This is a genomic window from Marivirga sp. (genome assembly GCF_035704835.1).
In the GTDB taxonomy this organism is placed as follows: Bacteria; Bacteroidota; Bacteroidia; order Cytophagales; family Cyclobacteriaceae; genus Marivirga.
Genome location: NZ_DASSWQ010000043.1, coordinates 15115 through 33824, shown reverse-complemented (window position 1 = coordinate 33824; position 18710 = coordinate 15115). Strand labels below are relative to the sequence as shown.

At 35.9% G+C, this 18710-nt stretch carries 12 protein-coding genes; all 12 read right to left on the bottom strand.

The features are described 5' to 3' along the window. Window positions 1–551 precede the first annotated feature (551 nt). The 12 genes from VFM92_RS06485 to VFM92_RS06430 all read right to left on the bottom strand — a co-directional run bounded on the left by VFM92_RS06485 (window position 552) and on the right by VFM92_RS06430 (window position 18425). The gene (locus VFM92_RS06485) at window positions 552–1772 is read right to left on the bottom strand and encodes a class I SAM-dependent rRNA methyltransferase (RefSeq protein WP_325121382.1); all 1221 of its coding nucleotides are present in this window, start codon (window positions 1770–1772) and stop codon (window positions 552–554) included. A 42-nt stretch (window positions 1773–1814) separates the two neighbouring features. After that, entirely contained in the window at window positions 1815–2630 is an 816-nt protein-coding gene (locus VFM92_RS06480) for an endonuclease/exonuclease/phosphatase family protein (RefSeq protein ID WP_325121381.1), read from the bottom strand. A 275-nt stretch (window positions 2631–2905) separates the two neighbouring features. Continuing rightward, entirely contained in the window at window positions 2906–5212 is a 2307-nt protein-coding gene (gene bglX, locus VFM92_RS06475) for a beta-glucosidase BglX (RefSeq protein WP_325121380.1), read from the bottom strand. Window positions 5213–5219: 7 nt separating this feature from the next. After that, complete coding sequence (locus VFM92_RS06470) at window positions 5220–6005, bottom strand: prolyl oligopeptidase family serine peptidase (RefSeq protein WP_325121379.1); 786 nt, start codon at window positions 6003–6005, stop codon at window positions 5220–5222. Beyond that, entirely contained in the window at window positions 5995–7341 is a 1347-nt protein-coding gene (locus tag VFM92_RS06465) for a glucoamylase family protein (protein ID WP_325121378.1), read from the bottom strand. The genes VFM92_RS06470 and VFM92_RS06465 overlap by 11 nt, the downstream gene beginning before the upstream one ends. 12 nt (window positions 7342–7353) lie before the next feature. Beyond that, window positions 7354–9345: a glucoamylase family protein gene (locus VFM92_RS06460; protein WP_325121377.1), complete on the bottom strand. Its 1992-nt coding sequence runs from the start codon at window positions 9343–9345 to the stop codon at window positions 7354–7356. A 75-nt stretch (window positions 9346–9420) separates the two neighbouring features. Beyond that, a complete protein-coding gene (locus tag VFM92_RS06455) occupies window positions 9421–10734 on the bottom strand; it encodes an Ig-like domain-containing protein (protein ID WP_325121376.1) in 1314 nt (437 codons plus the stop codon). 27 nt (window positions 10735–10761) lie between these two features. Then, entirely contained in the window at window positions 10762–12258 is a 1497-nt protein-coding gene (locus VFM92_RS06450; RefSeq protein WP_325121375.1) for a RagB/SusD family nutrient uptake outer membrane protein, read from the bottom strand. Between the two features lie 12 nt (window positions 12259–12270). Continuing rightward, the gene (locus VFM92_RS06445; RefSeq protein WP_325121374.1) at window positions 12271–15237 is read right to left on the bottom strand and encodes a TonB-dependent receptor; all 2967 of its coding nucleotides are present in this window, start codon (window positions 15235–15237) and stop codon (window positions 12271–12273) included. A gap of 265 nt (window positions 15238–15502) precedes the next feature. Beyond that, window positions 15503–17341 (bottom strand): 7TM diverse intracellular signaling domain-containing protein, encoded by a 1839-nt coding sequence (locus VFM92_RS06440; RefSeq protein ID WP_325121373.1) that lies wholly within the window; start codon window positions 17339–17341, stop codon window positions 15503–15505. A gap of 270 nt (window positions 17342–17611) precedes the next feature. Continuing rightward, a complete protein-coding gene (locus VFM92_RS06435; protein ID WP_325121372.1) occupies window positions 17612–17812 on the bottom strand; it encodes a hypothetical protein in 201 nt (66 codons plus the stop codon). Window positions 17813–17936: 124 nt separating this feature from the next. Beyond that, window positions 17937–18425, bottom strand: a complete 489-nt coding sequence (locus VFM92_RS06430) for a VOC family protein (protein WP_325121371.1) — start codon at window positions 18423–18425, stop codon at window positions 17937–17939. Window positions 18426–18710 lie beyond the last annotated feature (285 nt).

Genomic DNA, 18710 nt, shown 5'->3' with positions numbered 1-18710 from the left:
TGTTCCATTTGTTAAGAGAAGCATCGCCATAATCTGATAAATACAGACTATAAGGCTGCACCAGGTTAGAGGTTACCTGCACAGGATTAGCTGCATTTTGTGCAAAAACAGATAATTCAGCGAACAGCAATAGCCATATCAGGATAATCCTTGGGAAATATTGTGTTGAATGGGGAGTGATAATGTAAAGTTTTGGTTAAAATATTACTTCAAAAGTATGAGTTTTGATGGGATTACAAAATAAATAATGAATATTTTGGGAAAGGGATTAAATTTCAAAGGATGATGGGATGTAAATAATATACTTTAAAGATGAAACCTGTTTTCTTTTTAGTGTGCCATCTGAGTTGGCACGCTTCCTTAGGGTTTTCAACTTCAAAAGGTTGATAAACAAATGGAAAACAAGCCTTTGGCAATATTTACAAAAGATGAATAAAAGCTATTTTATCACTCATCAACTAATTTTTAACCACAAAAAATATTAGGTTTTATTAAGAGTTACCTGTTTAAGGATGAACAAAATCTTTATTCTTTACTCTTAAATCTATCTTTTACACCACCCTTAGAACCAATCCTTTTAAATATTCGCCTTCGGGATGGAAAATATTAATAGGGTGATCGGCTGGCTGATGGAGCTGATGTAAAATTTGAACTTGTCTGCCAGCTCTTGCGGCTGCAGAAAACACAACCGTCCTGAATTGATCCTGACTCACGACCTGAGAGCAGCTGAAAGTAAAAAGCACACCACCTGATTTCATATTCTTCATAGCTTTTTCATTAATCGTTCTATAACCCTGCAAGCCATTTTTCAATACTTTGCGGTGCTTGGCAAAAGCCGGAGGATCCAACACAATCACATCATATTGCTCGGGCATTTCATTCAAGAAATTGAAAACATCAGCCGTAAAGGATTGATGATTTTGCGCTTCAGTGAAATTCAAGCCGACATTTTGATCGGTTAAATCTATTGCTCCCTGAGAACTATCGACACTATGCACCAATTCAGCATCAGCTTGCAAAGCAAAAATGGAGAAGCCTCCAGAATAGCAGAACGTATTGCAGACCTTATTGCCTTTGCTGTATTGCTCTAATAATTTCCTATTCTCTCTTTGATCAATGAAAAAGCCAGTTTTCTGACCGCTCACTACATTGATACTAAAGATATTACCGTATTCTTTCACCAGCCATTCTTCTTTTTCTTCACCGAAAATAAATGAATCAATTGTTTCCAATTCAGCCTTGAATGGAAGGGTGTGAGCACTTTTATCATAAACCGCTTTTAAGTTATCTCCTAATAGCTCCTTCAATACTTCTAAAAAGATTTCCTTGATTTGATACATACCAACAGTATGCGCTTGAAAAACAACACAGCCATCATAATAATCGACTATAAGTCCTGGGAAACCATCTCCTTCTCCATGCACTAATCTGAATACGTTCGTCTCTGGATTATCCCACAAATTTGCAGTCTTTCTCAATTCAATGGCCGTCTGTAATTTCCTTTTCCAGAAGTCGTGATTGATTTCTTCTTTCTGAAAAGTCAGCATGCGAACTGCTATAGAACCTACTTGAAAATAGCCAATTCCTATAAATCTTTTATCTTGTGTATGGATTTCCACAAAGTCACCTTCCTTAACTTCTGTTGGAACAGGATGAATGGCACCCGAAAATATCCAAGGGTGGAATCGCTCTAATGATTTTTCTTTTCCTTTTTTAAGATTGATGATGGGTAATGGGCTTTGCATAAAATCAGATTCTAAAATATTATGCAAATATGAGGAAATTTGGGGAAGAAGGTTCTGTTTTCAATCTACTTATTCAAATTCTACCACTACTGGGAAATGATCTGATAGAAAAGTATCTTTTATTCTCAAGCTATAATTTTTATAACTTTGGATTTTAAATCCCTGATAGAAAACATAATCGATTCTCCTGTCATAGTTTTGCCCGATTATAAAAGCGTTATAAGTTCCAATCGGACCTAAATTTAAATCTGCTTGAAAAGCATCTTTCAAATCAGAATTGATGATTTTTTGAATAGGAGCTGTTTCAGGTTCCAGATTAAAATCGCCCATCAAAATGACTTTTCCAGCATGACTTAATTCTTCAATCTTAGATAGAATCAAATCCACACTTTTAGCTCTGGCTACTTCTCCCACATGGTCGAAATGGGTATTTAACACCAAAACCGAATCACTGGTTTCTTTATCAATTAATTTTGCCCAAGTGCACACTCTAGGCAAAGCTGCATCCCAGGCTTTGGCCGGAACTTCAGGATTTGGAGAAAGCCAAAAAGTACCACTATCTATGATGGAATATCTTTTCTTTTGATAAAATATTGGGGAATATTCGCCCTTTTGTTTTCCATCATCTCTTGCTACTCCTATGCGTGCATAATCCACTAATCCTGTTTTTAAAAATTTAATTTGTGAATGGACTACTTCCTGCATTCCAATTATATCCAAGTCTTCGATTTTTATGAAATTGATAATTTGTTCCTTTCTGTTATCCCACTGATGAACACCTTCCTTTGGATTTTCATATTTAATGTTAAAAGTGCAGACTTTAGTAGTTTGTGCGTTTAGTTGGAAACTTAAGAATATGGAGAATATGAAAATTAAATTACGCATAACTGATTTCTTTATAACACTCTGCCTTTAAGGCTTAAAGAGAATCTGATTAACTATTTGCCATACAATAACCACAAAAGAGAAAAAAGAACACAATAGATTTATATCATTATAAAATAGAATACCTAACATATCTTTAAATCTATAGGAACGAAAAATATCTAACAGATACATTATAAATTTTTTACTACTTTACGTTAACCTTCCTAAGAAATCAGCTTATATCACCAATAACCTTGGTTATTTACTTTATCTTCTTTTGTGGTGAGAAAATGCTATTTACCCCAATTTACCGTTTTAGATTGGAGATCAGAAGAGTTTGTTCCCACCATAATTTCAAACTCTCCAGGCTCCCAAATGTGCACTATATCCTGATCCACCAGATTATTGTATGTGTAGTATTTCAAGTTGTCAGTGGTTATTTCAAAAGTCACTTCTTTTGTTTCCCCTGCTTTTATAAGAACTTTTTCAAATGCTTTTAATTCTTTCACAGGGCGAGTGGTGGATCCAACTATATCTCTGATATATAATTGTACCACTTCTTTGCCATCTCTGTCACTCTTATTTTTTACTGATATGCTTACCTTCAATTTGTCCTGTGATTTCAAATCGGATGAACTTAATTGAATTTCTCCATATTCAAATTGACTATAACTCAGCCCATAACCAAAAGGAAATTCTGGCTTATTGCTAACATCCAGGTAATTTGATTTAAACTTTTCAAACCAGTCACCTTCCAATGGTCTACCAGTATTTTTATGGCTGTAATAAATAGGAATTTGTCCTACATTTTGAGGGTAAGTCATCGTAAGTTTTCCAGAAGGATTTACATCTCCATATAATACATCAGCCAAGGCCAGACCTGCTTCAGAACCTGGAAACCAAGCATTTAAAATAGCATCGGAATGAGGCAAAATTTCATTCAAAACTAATGGTCTTCCACTCAGCAGAACTACAATTACTTTTTTGCCTGTTTCTTTCAAAGCCTTCAATAAGCGCACTTGATTGTCTGGAATGCTAATATCAGTCAGACTTGAGCTTTCCCCAGAGCTTTCGGAAGCTTCTCCCAAAATTGCTACTATAATATCAGAATTTATAGCTATTTGAACCGCTTCATTAATCATTTCGGATTCTGATCTAGCGTCTCGGTAGGTATTTTTGCCAAATATACTTATTCGCTCCTCCAATGCTGGATCTTCAACCAGATTAGAGCCTTTAGCATATTGAATATTATCTGGATTGGCAGATACTTCTTTCATTCCATCAAAAATAGAAATTGATTTCATGATATCTGCACTTACGCTCCAGGTGCCCACCATATTTTCTTTATTATTTGCAAGCGGACCGATTAAAGCAATTTTAGCATCTTTCTGTATGGGTAAAACTTCTTCCTCATTTTTCAAAAGAACCATAGATTCGGAAGCTATTTTTCTAGCAATTGCTCTATTTTCATCAGAAAAAATTACTTTTGCAGCACGCTCTTCGTCCATATATTTATAAGGATCGTCAAAAAGACCTAATTGAAATTTTGCTTTTAAAATAAGTCTGCAGGCATTGGTTATAATTTCTTCTGAAACTTTACCTTCATCAACAGATTTTTTTAGCGTGGACAGAAAGCCTTCACTGACCATATCCATTTCAACTCCAGCCTTTAAAGCCATTGCAGAAACACTCTGTAAGTCACCCATACCGTGAGCAATCATTTCGCTCACGCCTGTATAGTCACTGACTACAAAGCCATCAAATCCCCATTCTTCTCTTAAAACATGAGTCATCAACCATTTATTTCCAGTTGCAGGAATTCCATCCACTTCATTAAAAGAAGCCATCACGGTTCCAACTCCTGCATCTACTGCTGCTTTGTATGGCGGAAAATAATCATTGTACATTCTTAAGCGGCTCATGTCTACTGTATTATAATCTCGGCCTGCTTCAGAAGCTCCATAAAGTGCAAAGTGCTTGACACAAGCTAGCAATGTATTTTCAGCAGATAAATCGTTCCCTTGGTAGCCTCTGACCATGGCAGCCGCTATTTGACTACCCAAATATGGGTCTTCACCACTGCCCTCTGAAACTCTCCCCCAACGGGGATCTCTTGAAATATCTGTCATGGGAGAGAAAGTCCAAGCAATACCATCAGCAGATGCTTCCTCAGCTGCAATTCTGGCTGATTGCTGAATCAAATCCATATCCCAACTAGCAGAAAGACCTAAAGGAATTGGGAATATGGTTTTATATCCATGAATCACATCTTTAGCTATAATTAAAGGTATTCCTAATCGGCTTTCCTCCACTGCAATTTTTTGCACTGCCCTGATTTTATCAATGCCGTTGATATTAAATAAACCACCTACTTTTCCTTCTTTTATACTTTTCGCTATGCCTGTATTCGTGCTGATACCAGTACTTACATCTCCAGCAGAAGGCAAATTCAATTGACCGATCTTCTCTTCCAAGGTCATTTCAGAAAGTAAAGCATCTACTTTTTGTTCGATATCGGAAGTGCTTTTATTTTCCTGGGCATAACTGCTGGAAATAAAAAGGAATAAAAAGCCAACTGTAGATATTATTAAATATTTCATTATTCCATTATTTTGAATTTGAAAATAACCAGGGGAGCAAATCGGCCTCTGCAAAAGCAGAATCCCAGCTATTGTGATTGGCATCAGGATATAAAGTGAATTTCACATTTGCTTTTTCATTTTTTAAAGCTTCCACCATTTCTTTAGAATACTGTGGTAAAACCACATCATCTTCAACACCGTGAAAAACCCACAAATCGATTTCCTGCGCATAATTTTTTACAGAATTAGGATCTCCTGCACCGCAAATAGCAATCGCTGCAGCAAAAGTATTAGGCTTACGGTGAAGCAATTCGAAAGTACCCATTCCACCCATTGACAATCCTCCCAAATAGATTTTATCCTGATTCACATTTTCATGCGTTTGCATAGAATCTAACAAACTTATCGTTTTCTTTAAAGCAGGATTAGGCTCGCTCGAATAATCAAATTCAAAAACATTTGCGCTTTCAGAACGATCAATATCCGCTTTGGCCCAATATTCATCTTCAGGACATTGAGGAAAAATCACAATGGCTGGGAATTTTTCTCTGTTTTCTTCATTCAAAAATAAGTGGGAACCATGCACTAATTGCTTCTCATTATCATCTCCCCGTTCGCCTGCCCCATGTAAAAACAGCACTAAAGGATATTTTTTATCCCTATCAAAATTCTTAGGATAGAGAATTCTATATTTCAAAGTGTCACCATTTTCGATAAAGACTTCTTTATCAAAAGCTGATGTATTTTGTGCATTTAGTGCCATTGGTAAAACAATAATCAATGAAAATAGGATGGTCAGATTATTCTTCATAGTAAAATCCTAGTTTAGATAAACCATTTTCAATTTCCTTATTTTGCATAAAAAGCTCCCAAATTAAGCCGGAACGATGGTTTTCAATCATCACTGGAATTGGACCCTGGTCAATGGCCAAATAGCGCGGCAATGACCAGTCATGCTCAAATGAAAAAGCATCATAAGGTCCATAATCTCCTATTAAGCTATCTCTTTTGGGTTCATACAAAAATTTTAGGAATTGCATACTTTCTTTGGGTGTATAAGGAAAGGAAGAAAGTGCAGCCGTAGGCGACACCACTCCCAAATCATCATTCGGATTATGACCCGCATATCCACTCATAGAATAACTGGAGGTCAAGCCCCACATATCCTCGCCATATCCTTCAAAATCATTGGGATTTTCCAGCGCATGCTTATAATGAATTAATGCATGGTTTACATTCAAATCCCAATAATTTCCATACTTATCATTTAGATTTTTAGGATTTAAACCCAAATAAGAATAATGAGCCCAAAATAATGGACCCACAGCCTTATCTGCATGTTCGTAATGATCTAAAATAGTAGGTAAACCATAGGCTGTAGTGTCATTTGCAATATCTCCATTTCTTGCCCAGCCTTCGTGATATACCTCAGCCTCTATCGCGTAAGTAGGTGAAGAAGCTGCTAATACATACATGATCAGACATTCATTATAGCCACCAACTGGGAAATTCATATCCCAGCCATGATTGGGAGACCAATGCCAATACAGCACATTTTCCCCTCCTTTAGTGTACCAATCCCATTCTACTTCTTCCCAAATTTTGGTTATGCGTTCTGCCAAATCTTTCTCATCTGCATTACTGGAGTCCAAAAATTGTCTTACTGTTAATAAGCCTTGGATTAAAAAAGCTGTTTCAACCAAATCACCACCATCATCCTTAGCAGAAAAGGCTTTTACCTTTCCTGTTTCACCATTGAGCCAGTGTGGAAACGCACCGTGAAAGCGATCAGCATTTTCCAGAAAATCCAATACTTTTTCAAATCTTTCAATGGATTCTTCTCTTTTAATAAATCCTCTTTCAACTCCCACAATTATTGCCATCAAACCAAAACCCGAGCCTCCAGTTGTTACAATATTTTTATCATTGGAGGGATAGATCCCGTCTTCATGAAATCTTTCTCTGGCTAATCCAGAATTTGGTTCCGCTCCATCCCAGAAATACTGAAATGTTTGATATTGCACTAAATTCAGTAATGAATCTTCGTCAATCTGTCCAGCAGTATCATCTTGCTCTTTTTGCCTTTCTGGAGATGAGCAAAAAGTGAAAAGTAAAGCTGTAAAAAGTAGAAAATAAATATTATTCATTTTAATTAAGTTTTAATAAGTAAATCCTAAATCGTTTAATCCATTTTGTACATCAGGATCTTGCATGAAAATTTCCCAAAGTAGTGCTGTCCGGTGATTTTCAATCATCGTTATAATTGGCCCTTGATCTATAGCTAAATACGAATCTGCATACCAACCTTCCGTTACATTAAAGGCGTCATAAAAACCAAATTCTCCCCATAATCTATCGCCTAGTAAATAATAAAAATGTCGAATAGCTTTCATCGATTCTTCCGGAGTGTATGGGATGGAAGAAATAGCGGCTGTTGGTGTAATCACACCTAAGTCATTTGAAGGTGAATGGGCACTATATCCTTCATGGTTATCGCTGGCCGTTAAGCCCCAGGAAGATTCCCCATAGCCGACAAAATTTTTCGGGTTCTCCATTACATAGGCTTGATTGATTAAAGAATGTGCCTGATTTTGCTCCCAATAATTGGCATATTGATCCTGCAAATTTCGTGGATCTAAGGCCAAAAAAGAGTAATGTGCAAAGAATAATGGCCCTCCTTTATTTTCTCCTAATGGCATGTTGATTCCGTAGGTTGAATTCCCATTTATGATTCCACCGTTTCTGGCCCAACCTGCATCATACACAGATTTTTCAATAGGATGAGTTGGCGAAGAAGCAGCCAGCACGTAAATGATTAAACTTTCATTCCACCCTCTGATGGGCAAATTAATCGCCCATTCATTTTGAGGTGACCAATGCCAATATAATACATCTTCTCCTCCTTTTGTAAACCAATCCCATTCCACTTCTTCCCATAGGGTAGTGATTTGATTAATGATTGCCTGTTCTTGAATATTCGTTTCATTCAAATATTGCCTTACAGTTAGAAGTCCCTGAATCATAAAAGCAGTTTCCACTAAATCGGCTCCATTATCTAAATTACTAAAGGGAATGGTAGCTCCTGTATTTCCGTTCATCCAATGGGGCCAAACGCCATGAAATCGATCTGCATCTGCTAAAAAGTTGACTATCTTTTCGAACCTATTGACTCCTTCTGTGCGGGTAATAAATCCTCTTTCTATCCCCACTATTATGGCCATTAAACCAAAGCCTGAGCCACCAATGGTAACCAAATCACCTGAGGTGTTTCTTTCTCTTGCCAGACCGCTATTGGGATGCGCGAAATCCCAGAAATATTTGAAAGTTTGGGACTGAATTTTGGTTAATAATTGCTCATCTGAAATTTCATCAAACTTATAGGTGGAATCTAATTGGGTGTAAAAGTCTTTGCTATATCCCTCATACTCAAAATCATCTTCACTTGTGAGATTGTTGGAAATTCTGAAATTATATCTCGCCAAATCATTGGCTGCTTCTTCAGCCTGGATTTGCAATGTTTTTTGATCCTCTGAAAGTTGAAAGGTCAAAGGTAATCGGCTTCCATTGTTGGTCAGGAAAATAAAGTTATCAAAATTTGTTTGTGGATCGAGAGTCTGATCAAAAGCCAGAATGATTTCCGGATTAAGTGGGACATTGGTAATACGACTATTTGATTCTAAGGAAGTGCCATTTACTTCAGCACTCATCAAGCTAAACTCGCCTTGTTGGGTTTGAAATTGATAGGTGGCACCGGGAAATTCTTTGTTATTGGTAGAAAGTACTGGATCAACAGTTACTGTATAAATAATGTTATTTTGAAAATCATTTTCAGGCAATGCTGAGATGGATTTATCTTGATTAAGATATGAAAAGGTCAGCGCAACATTTCCTTCAGTCGTTGAAATCATGATACTTTCTTCAGCAGATTCTCTATTTAGTGGATCGGAAAATTCTAAAACGAGTCCTCTATCAAAAGGAGCATCTTCAATCAATTCACCAGCTACTAAATCAATTGTACCAATCCTAATATCTCGTAATTGCAGAAGACCTCTGATTGGCTCTTGCTCAGATTCTTCTTTGCAAGAGGAAAAAGCTCCACAGAATAAGAGTATAAAAATGATGCTCGATATATATTTAGTTAATTTTAACATTCAAAAATTGGGAGACAAGGGAAATATAAAAAGCAGAGACCATACTGTCCCTGCCTTTTAAAAACAATTAAACTATTATGGTCTTTCAGCTTCGTATAAAGCAGATACATCTTCTGCTGTATAAGCTCCATGGAAAATTCTAAAATCATCTAACCAACCTTTAAAGTGATTGGCATCTGGGTTTTCATAGTTACCAAAAGCATCAGCATCGAATAAAGTACCTGCTCTTGAATGAATAAAGCCTAAGGCTAAGTCATCAAAAACTTCAGGTTCAGCACCTCTATAGTCAACGCCTGCAGCTGTTTGTTTTGGGTCACCATCTGGCCATAAATTAAAATCAAAACTTTTCATTAATTCTCCATTGAAATAAAGATATCCTTTCTTCTCTGCAGCATTATAAGTATACACGTTGTGATACCAGTTTTCCGCTATTATACCTTTCATTTGTTGAGCACTTAAACTTCTTGCATAGTCCCAACCTTGCCATCCGCCATTTGTATTATCAGTGGCATTATTCGGGAAAAACATATCTTCTGCAAATTGAGTCCCCTCTTCATTTACATATGATATTGCATATTTTGAACCATCATAAGAGCCAAATATTTCATATTGAATACCGTAAAAAGCTCCTAAGCCAAAAACAAACATACCTGTTTGATTTCCATCATCATTAAAATGGTTTGTTGTATCTGTTTTTAACCAAAAGCTAATCGTAAAATCTTGCGTTTCGTTCAAAAGTGAGCCTGCATCCGGAATCTCAATTAAACTTCGATCACCGTCAAAGTAAGCAGTGCTATTAACAGCTCCGAAGCGGTCTTCTTGATATTCAATAGCTACTTCAGTGCCATCAACATAGTTACCCATTTCATCCGTAGCGTCTCCATCAAGTTTCCAATATGCCACCTGCGCTTCAGATAAAGGTGCTTCAACTGGCAATCTACCAGCAGTTTTGAAAGTCCTTGAACCATCGGTTACCATTCCACCATTTGTACCTGCTACAGCGGATGAAACTGTTATAGTATAATCAGTTCCTTGAACCAATTCTTCAGTTGGAGTTGCCGTTAACATACTTCCATCTGCGCTGACTGTTAATGGAACGTCAGTTTCTCCATCACTTATTGAAATACTAGAAGCTGTGGCAGTTGCAGCATCAACTTCTCTATCAAATGTGATTTCAAATACTGCATCAGGTGGTACATCTTCTGCTGAAGTTGCAGCATTTAAATCTACAGTTATTTCTTCACCATTAGTGATATCAGTTCCTGTTGCAGTTAAGGCCTCGATTGCCAAATCGGGTGCTTCATTTTCATCTTTGTCGCAAGCTGTAAAAACCAATGCGCTTATTAGCAGGGCACCAGTCCAATACTTCATTTTTTTTAGCATTTTCATAATCGTTTTGTTTTAAGTGTAAAAAATTTAATTCCAATTCGGGTTTTGGGAAATATTTCCACCTGAGATGTTAATTTCAGATTGAGGTATAGGGAATAATTCATGCTTACCGGCTTCAAATCCTAAAGGACCTAAAATTTCTTCTGCTCGGTTTGTCCTGATTAAGTCCCAGTATCGTAAGCCCTCAAAAGCAAGCTCACGAGTTCTTTCCTCGTAAATAATTTCTCTCAATTGGTCTGGGTCGGTTGTAGTTATATCTGGAAGGATTCCATCTACATCTCCTCTAGCTCTTTGTCTTACCTCATTTAGGTAGGTTAGCGCTTCAGCGGATCTGCCTGTTTCATTCAAAGCTTCTGCAGCCATTAATAATACGTCAGCATATCGGATAACTCTTCTATTATGCCCCCATCGGTCAGCGCTTCGCTCTCCTGTTGCATAAACTTTTCTATTGTAAGTTTCTATTTGAAGTATAGAACCATCTTCTGCATAAGTGGTGTCTGGCGTGGTTCCATCACCTTGGATTAAAACGCCATCAATAGTATCCCCTAAGAAAATTACAGAGCCCTCCAATCTTGGGTCATTGTTATTATTCAATTTTTCTATCCAGGGATAAGATGGTCTGCCAAATCCCCATCCCCAGTTTGGTGTTCCTCTTACGCCTTGTGTATTCGCGTACTGATTTCCACCTAAAGCAAAATTACCTTCTGGAATTGCTCCGATTTCAAAAACTGATTCCTGCCCGTGCTCGGTTGCCACCCTAAAAGCCATCTGAAATTCATCCTCTAATTCATACTGTTGTGAATTGATTACTTCCAAAGCGTAAGTAGCAGCATTTTGAAAATCACCTCTGAATAGATAAATTCTGGCTAACATTGCTCTAGCGGCTCCTCTGGTAATTCTGCCCGCATCCTCATTGGCGTATTCAGATTTTTCCGGTAAATTATCTATCGCAAATAATAAGTCAGGAATAATAACCTCCTGATAAATAGTTTCTTTATTTGTCCTTTCTAGCCCATCAGGTGCCTCGGATGATTCCACAAATGGTACATCCCCAAAAGCTTGTACCAAACTGAAATAGAAAAATGAACGTAAAAAGCGAGCCTCTCCCAATAATCTGTTTTGTAGCTGAGCATCCATTTCAATTTCAGGTACTTTCTCTAATACCAAATAAGACCTTCTTATTCCTAGGTATAATGTTCTATACCATGTTTCAATATTTCCATCATCGGCAGTGAACGTATAATTCTGGAAGTTTAGCACTTGAACACCATCACCAGGATTACTTCCCTTCACCATTTCATCTGTCATGATGTCTATCAAAGGAAATCCGCCCGAATAAATGCCCCATATTCTTAATGTATTGTAGATTCCATTCGTGGCAATTACTGCCTCCTCTCCAGTTGCAGGAAAGTTGCCAGCTACCAAAGTTGCCTGTGGCTGTCTATCTAAAAAATCATCTTCACATCCGAAAATGGATAAGATGATTAGCATCCCTATTAATGAATATATTTTATATGTTTTCATCAATTATGATTTTTAAAATGTCATATTTAAACCTGTACTTAGCACTCTTGTAGTCGGGTAAACTCCATTGTCTATCACTCCGCCCAGAGCAGAATTTCCACTTCCTATTTCTGGTGTATATCCTGAATAGTCAGTCCAAATGAATAAGTTTGTTCCTCTCACAAACACTGATATTGAATTGAAATTAATATTGTCAAGTAAGGTTCTTAGAAATTGGTAATTGACTGTAAGCGTTCTTAATTTAAAGAAGGACGCATCCTCAACGAAGTAATCGGAGGGTTGGTAATTGATTCCTGTTAGAGAAGCTTGAGGGTCAGTATTTGAAGTTCCTTCTCCCGTCCATCTATCCAAAAATCGATCCTCAAAATTCACAAGATTTGGTCTGACAGCTTGTTTGCCATTGTAAATGCTATTGCCTGATTGACCTGCAAAATCGGCTGAGATATTTAATCCTTTAAAACCGACACTAAAATTGAACCCATAAACGAAATCTGGAATCCAGGAACCAATGAAGGTCTTATCGTCATCATTTAAAACCCCATCTCCATTGACATCCTCATAAATAAAATCACCAACGCCTTGTTGACTAAGCCTTGGAAATTCATTTAATTGTTCATCATTCTGGAAAATACCAGCTACTTTATATCCATAAAAATGGCCAATTGGCATTCCTACTTCCGTAAATGTAACTCTTTGCCCGTTTCCTAAATCTCCACTGATTATATTATCTGCTATTCCAATATCTTCTCCGAGATCGGTTACCTCATTGTTATTGGTGAATCCATTCACACCAAATCCGTAGGTAAAATCTCCTATTTCATCTACCCAGTTGAGCGCAAATTCTATCCCATTATTATTAACAGTAGCCGCGTTGAATCTTTGCTGAACAAATGCTCCTGCACCAGCATAACCCGGCAGGTCAAGCAATACTAATATATCAGAAGTGGTTCGGTTGTAATAATCAAATTCCCCTTGTAATCGACTTTCTAAAACATCAAATTCAATTCCTATGTCGTATTCTGAGGTAGTTTCCCATCTTAAATTAGGATTGCCTGGACTATCAACAAATGAGGCACCATTGATTAAAGATTCATTAAAACCAAAAACTGAATTGATGCCTGAACCTATTCTGGAATATTGATCATCACCTGGTATATTTTGATTTCCGTTGAGGCCATAACTTGCTCTCAACTTCAAATTATTAATGATGAAATCTTGAGGATAAAAATTTTCGTTCGAAATGTTCCAACCTAGTGCAATAGCAGGAAAATTGGCATACCGGTTATTTCTACCAAATTTCGAAGACCCATCTCTTCTGAAGGTAAGCGTTGCTAAGTACCTTCCGTCATAAGCATAATTGGTTCTAAACAGAATGGAAGTTAAAGCACTGGTTGCACCCCCATTTGCATTTACCTGATAATCTGAAGCACCTGCATTTAAATACCATAAACTTGGGTCAACCCCAATTAAATTTCTTCTACCCCCACTAATAAATTCAGAATTAATTTCTTGGGCAGTATATCCTATTACACTGTTTATTGTACTTCTTCCTAATTCTTTATTGTAAGAAAGTGTGTTTTCAAAAATCCAGTTTCTGCTTTCTCCAAACCCGATATTGATATTACTTTCCTCATTTTGCTGAAGTGGAGCAACGAAAAATTCAGGAGTAAAAGAGCGATTTTTATTATTGATTATATCAAATTGGTAACTACTTCTAAACTGAAAGCTTTCTAAGAAATAGACCTCTGCATAAAAATTACCTAAAGCTCGTAATTCATTTCTGGTAGAATTATTAAATTCAACTGCTGCCAAAGGATTACTCCCTTGAACCTCTCCGAAAGTGCCATCATCATTGTAAGGTGCATTAATGGGCCAAGCTCTAATCAGGCTATTCACCACGCCCGGAGGATTGGTAGCATTAATGTTAATTCCTGTTAAGTTTGTGCCAAGGGTTAGAAATGGTTTAACCTCATAACTCGTATTCAATTTAAAAGTCATTCTTTCAAAATCAGACTTTGGAACAATTCCTTCTTGTCCGAAATATCCCCCAGAAATGTAGTATGACAATTTTTCTGTTGCTCCTTTGGCTGAAATAGTGTGGGTTTGAATTGGTTGCCAATTTTGGAGTACTTCGTCTTGCCAGTCGGTATTTGGTAGGGCACTTATGTTATTATAGGTTCCTGGTTCAGCGTCATTTATATAATTCGCAAATTCAGGACCCGACATCACCCCAATTTTGTTCGCAATATTTTCTACTCCATATTCAGAGGAAAGAGAGATACCGCCCTCCCCCACTTCAGCAGTTTTTGTGGTCACTAAAATCACCCCATTTGCACCACGAGTACCATAAATCGCTTTAGAAGAAGCATCCTTTAATACCTCAACTGATTCAATATCATTACTATTCAAAAAGCCTATTCCACCTTCTATAATTACTCCATCAACCACATATAAAACTCTGTTATCATTTAGAGTTGTAATTCCTCTCAAACGAACATTAGACTCAGCCCCTGGCCGACCTGAACCATTTAGAACCTGTAAACCTGCTACCTTTCCTTGTAAAGACTGCATTGGATCCGCTGCAGGTGCTTTAATCATTTCATCAGCTTCTATCGAAGAAATAGAACCCGTTAAATCACTTTTCTTAATCGCTCCATAACCGACAACGACAACCTCATCTAAGGTTTCAATATCTTCTTCCAGTTGAATATTGATAGTTGATTGGCCATTCACATCGACTGTTTGCGTTTTGTAACCAATAAATGAAAAACTTAAAGAAGCCTCTTCTTCTATGCTTAAAGTGTAAGTCCCTTCTAGGTCAGTAACTGTTCCTCTGTCACTTCCTACTATTTTTATGGATACGCCTGGAATAGGTTGGTTGGTGTCAGCATCGGTCACCTTTCCTTTCAATTCAACCTGAGCTTTCACTGAGGTGACAATGAAAATTAAAAGTAAAATTAGTTGTAGCTTTTTTTTCATAAGAAAACATTTAAGGCGCTCTCGGGAGGCCATTATTTAAACTTCTGTTTCTGAAGTTAAGTGAATGTTTACTTGATATCAAAATTATAAAATAGATATTTTTATATTATACAATTGAAAAAAAAGACTGTTTTTCAAATGTTATAACGCTTTAAAAACAATACTTTTTATGCGATAATAATCATTGAATAGATATTTTATTTTAGTTGTCCTGATTAAAAAACAATAAAAATATTTTTTTAACTATATCGAAAAAATACAATTTCTACCGAATTTCTGTAAAGTTGGTGAGTTTTTCATAACCGAAGTGGAGCATATTGTTTAGATAGGACTTTCCATTATTTTCAATTTCTTCCTCCACTTTCTTTTTGAATTCCCAAATGGTATTTCTACGCATTTTCATTATTTCAGCAAGTTCATCTAAGGTGTATCGGTCTTCGTTGAGATGTGAATACACAATAAAAAACGCTTTCGTTAAATCAAATTTAATTCCCTTAAAAATAGTGAAGGCCGTAGGGCTTTCATTATACCCACATTTGGTACATCTTCGAGCTAAGTTGGTTTCGTTAAAATGATATTTAGTATTGTTACATTTTTGACATTCATAACCTTCTTTCCATTTGAATGAGGCGAGAATCTCAAGGCACTGTTCTTTGGTGGTGAAAATCTCAATGAATTCTTCGAAATTTATATTTTTATGCATTAAACGCTCTCGCTGAATTTTTTTAATATCATTCTGCAATCGCCAGTTATCTAAATCAAGCATAGAATTAATTTCCGCTATTTCTCTTGATTGCGTATTAATTCTTTTATTGGTTTCTTCAAGCTCAGAATTCTTTTGATGTAAGTCTCTTGTTCGTTCCTCTACCTTTTTCTCTAGCCCTTTATTAATTCTATTGATGACTTTAACATTTTGCTCATGTTGGGTAACAATTCGCTTGAGCGCCCTATCTCTGTTGGTCTTTAAAATTCTAACCCTATCGGAAAGTGCAAATGTTAAAAATATCATTTCTAATATAAAACCTAAATGCAGGCTGTAATAATTGAAAGTATTAAAAGGAATAATTGACCAGTTTATGAGTGCTCGCATTAAAAATCCTAGAAAAAGAATTCCATAAGCTACCACAAAGAAGCGAGCAGGTTTGTAACCTCTTCTAAAAACGAAAATGCTACTGATAAATATTAAGGATAAAAGAATTATCTCAATATTTCGAAATCGAAATAAACTAGGATTAAAAAATAAACTATAAATAAAGAGAGAAGAACGAATCGCTAAAACTGCTATAATTAATTTATGCAAGCGCGGGGCCCTTATTTTGGTTTTCAAAAAATGAATAGAAAAAATGGTAGACCAAAAGATAATAGCGTAAAGCGCCACACCATATGCCAACTGATTCCATTTGGGCTGCTCAGGCCATAAATATTGGTAGGCTATACCGTCAATACATAATGCATAAAAACCTACGCTTAAAATATAGAAGGTATAATAAACATATTTTATCTCCCTAATTGCCAAATAAATCAACAAATTGTTTAAAGAAATAATAAGGATCATTCCATAAAAAATACCGTAAAGGAAATATTCACTCAGACTATATTGAATAAAGCGATCAATTCTTTTTATAGCAATCCTTATGTCAGCATATTGAGAATTTTTGACTTGAATGTAAGCTTCATATTCACTATCTGCTTCAAGTGTTAAATCAAAATTTTTGTGTTTTATTGATTTACTGCTAAATGGGTAGGCATCTCCCAAATTATACTTTCGGAATAAACCATTATTCTGCCTGATGTACACATTAATACTATCTATGGTTTGATCGTAAAATTCAAGAATATAATTTCCATCGTATTGGGGCAAAACAAAATTTAACTTTATCCAATAAGTAGAATTCCTATTGTAATCATCAGGCTCAAAATCAGGCTTTTGAGTAAAATTATTATAAAATTGTGCTGATTTTACATCTGAAAAAGTTAATCTATTATGCTTATCTTCATAAGAATATAAATCCTGCATATTCAAGATTACTTCATCCTGCTCTTGATTTATCTCAAGAGGATTAAAAAATATTTGCCATGATAGAATGAAAATATAAAGTGACATCAATTGTAGTTAATCCATGAAATCGACATTAAAAATTCTACTTCGAATTTTAAACCAACCGAAGATGAATTTTTAATCAAAGATTCCATGTGACCATAAAAAACTATAATATACACATGAATATAACTTTCTTCCAATTAAAATAAGATAAAAACAATATTATTTGTACAAAACTGATAACTGTTCGATAGGTTAGATAACAGAGTTTTAGAAAAAAAAATAGGAGCTAAAAGCTCCTATTTTTTGATAATGGATGATCTTGATAAAACATTATCTTTTACCTTTAGAATATAAGAAAGCACCAACCAAAAGCACTATTACACTTATTATTAACGGAGTCCAGTCAGCCGAACTAACAGCGATGTCCATTCCTAAAACACTAAAGCTTTCAGAATCTTGCATTGCTTGAATGCCGAACATGATCGTACAGACAATACCGATAACTAAAATAATTATACCTACAGTCTTCATAATTAATTATTAATTTAAGTTAAAAAATGATTGGCAATATATTCATTTGTAATTAATACAAACGCAATTATTTTTAAATAGTTTTTAGAAACCAAACTGCAGGATAAATCTCAATGGGAACTTCTCAAAGCAATTCATCTAACAATAATTGCAAATCGAGGGGTCTAGTGTACATTTCAATTTCATCATGATCATTTCGGGGCCATTCCTCTTTTGGTCTGTCCCAATAAAGTTCGACTCCATTTCCATCAGGATCGTCTAAATAAAGTGCCTCTGAAACACCGTGGTCGGCAGCACCTGTGAATTGATAATTAGCTTCACGCAAACGCTGAAAAATTTCGGCAAGCGACTTTCTGGTCGGATAGACGATGGCAGTATGAAATAAACCTGGAGCGTAGTCAGGACCCTTCTCAGCCCCTTTACTTTGCCAAGTATTCAATCCAATATGATGGTGATACCCGCCAGCGGAAATAAATGCAGCCTGATCTCCTAACTTCTGAATAATTTCAAAGCCTAATAAACCATGATAAAAATCCAGAGACCGATCTAAATCAGATACCTTTAAATGAATATGGCCTATGCGAGTTTCAGAAGGAATGTTATATTTTTTCATAATGTGTAATTTTCAAATAGTTAAGCTAGAATTTATTGTGTGTTGCTACACTATTGAGGAATATACTAAAGTACTCATATATTAAATAAGCCTAAATATCAGTTAATTTCTCCCATAATGTTTCAAAACAATACTTACAAAAAGGTATACTCTAAAAATATTTTTATTAGATTATTACAATTTTCATTATTTTGAAAAAAGTGTAGTTAGGCTTTTTTCTGAATAAAAATGATTTTCAAGTTTTAACCTTTTTAATTTCAATTACCCTGTTTAAAACCACTAATC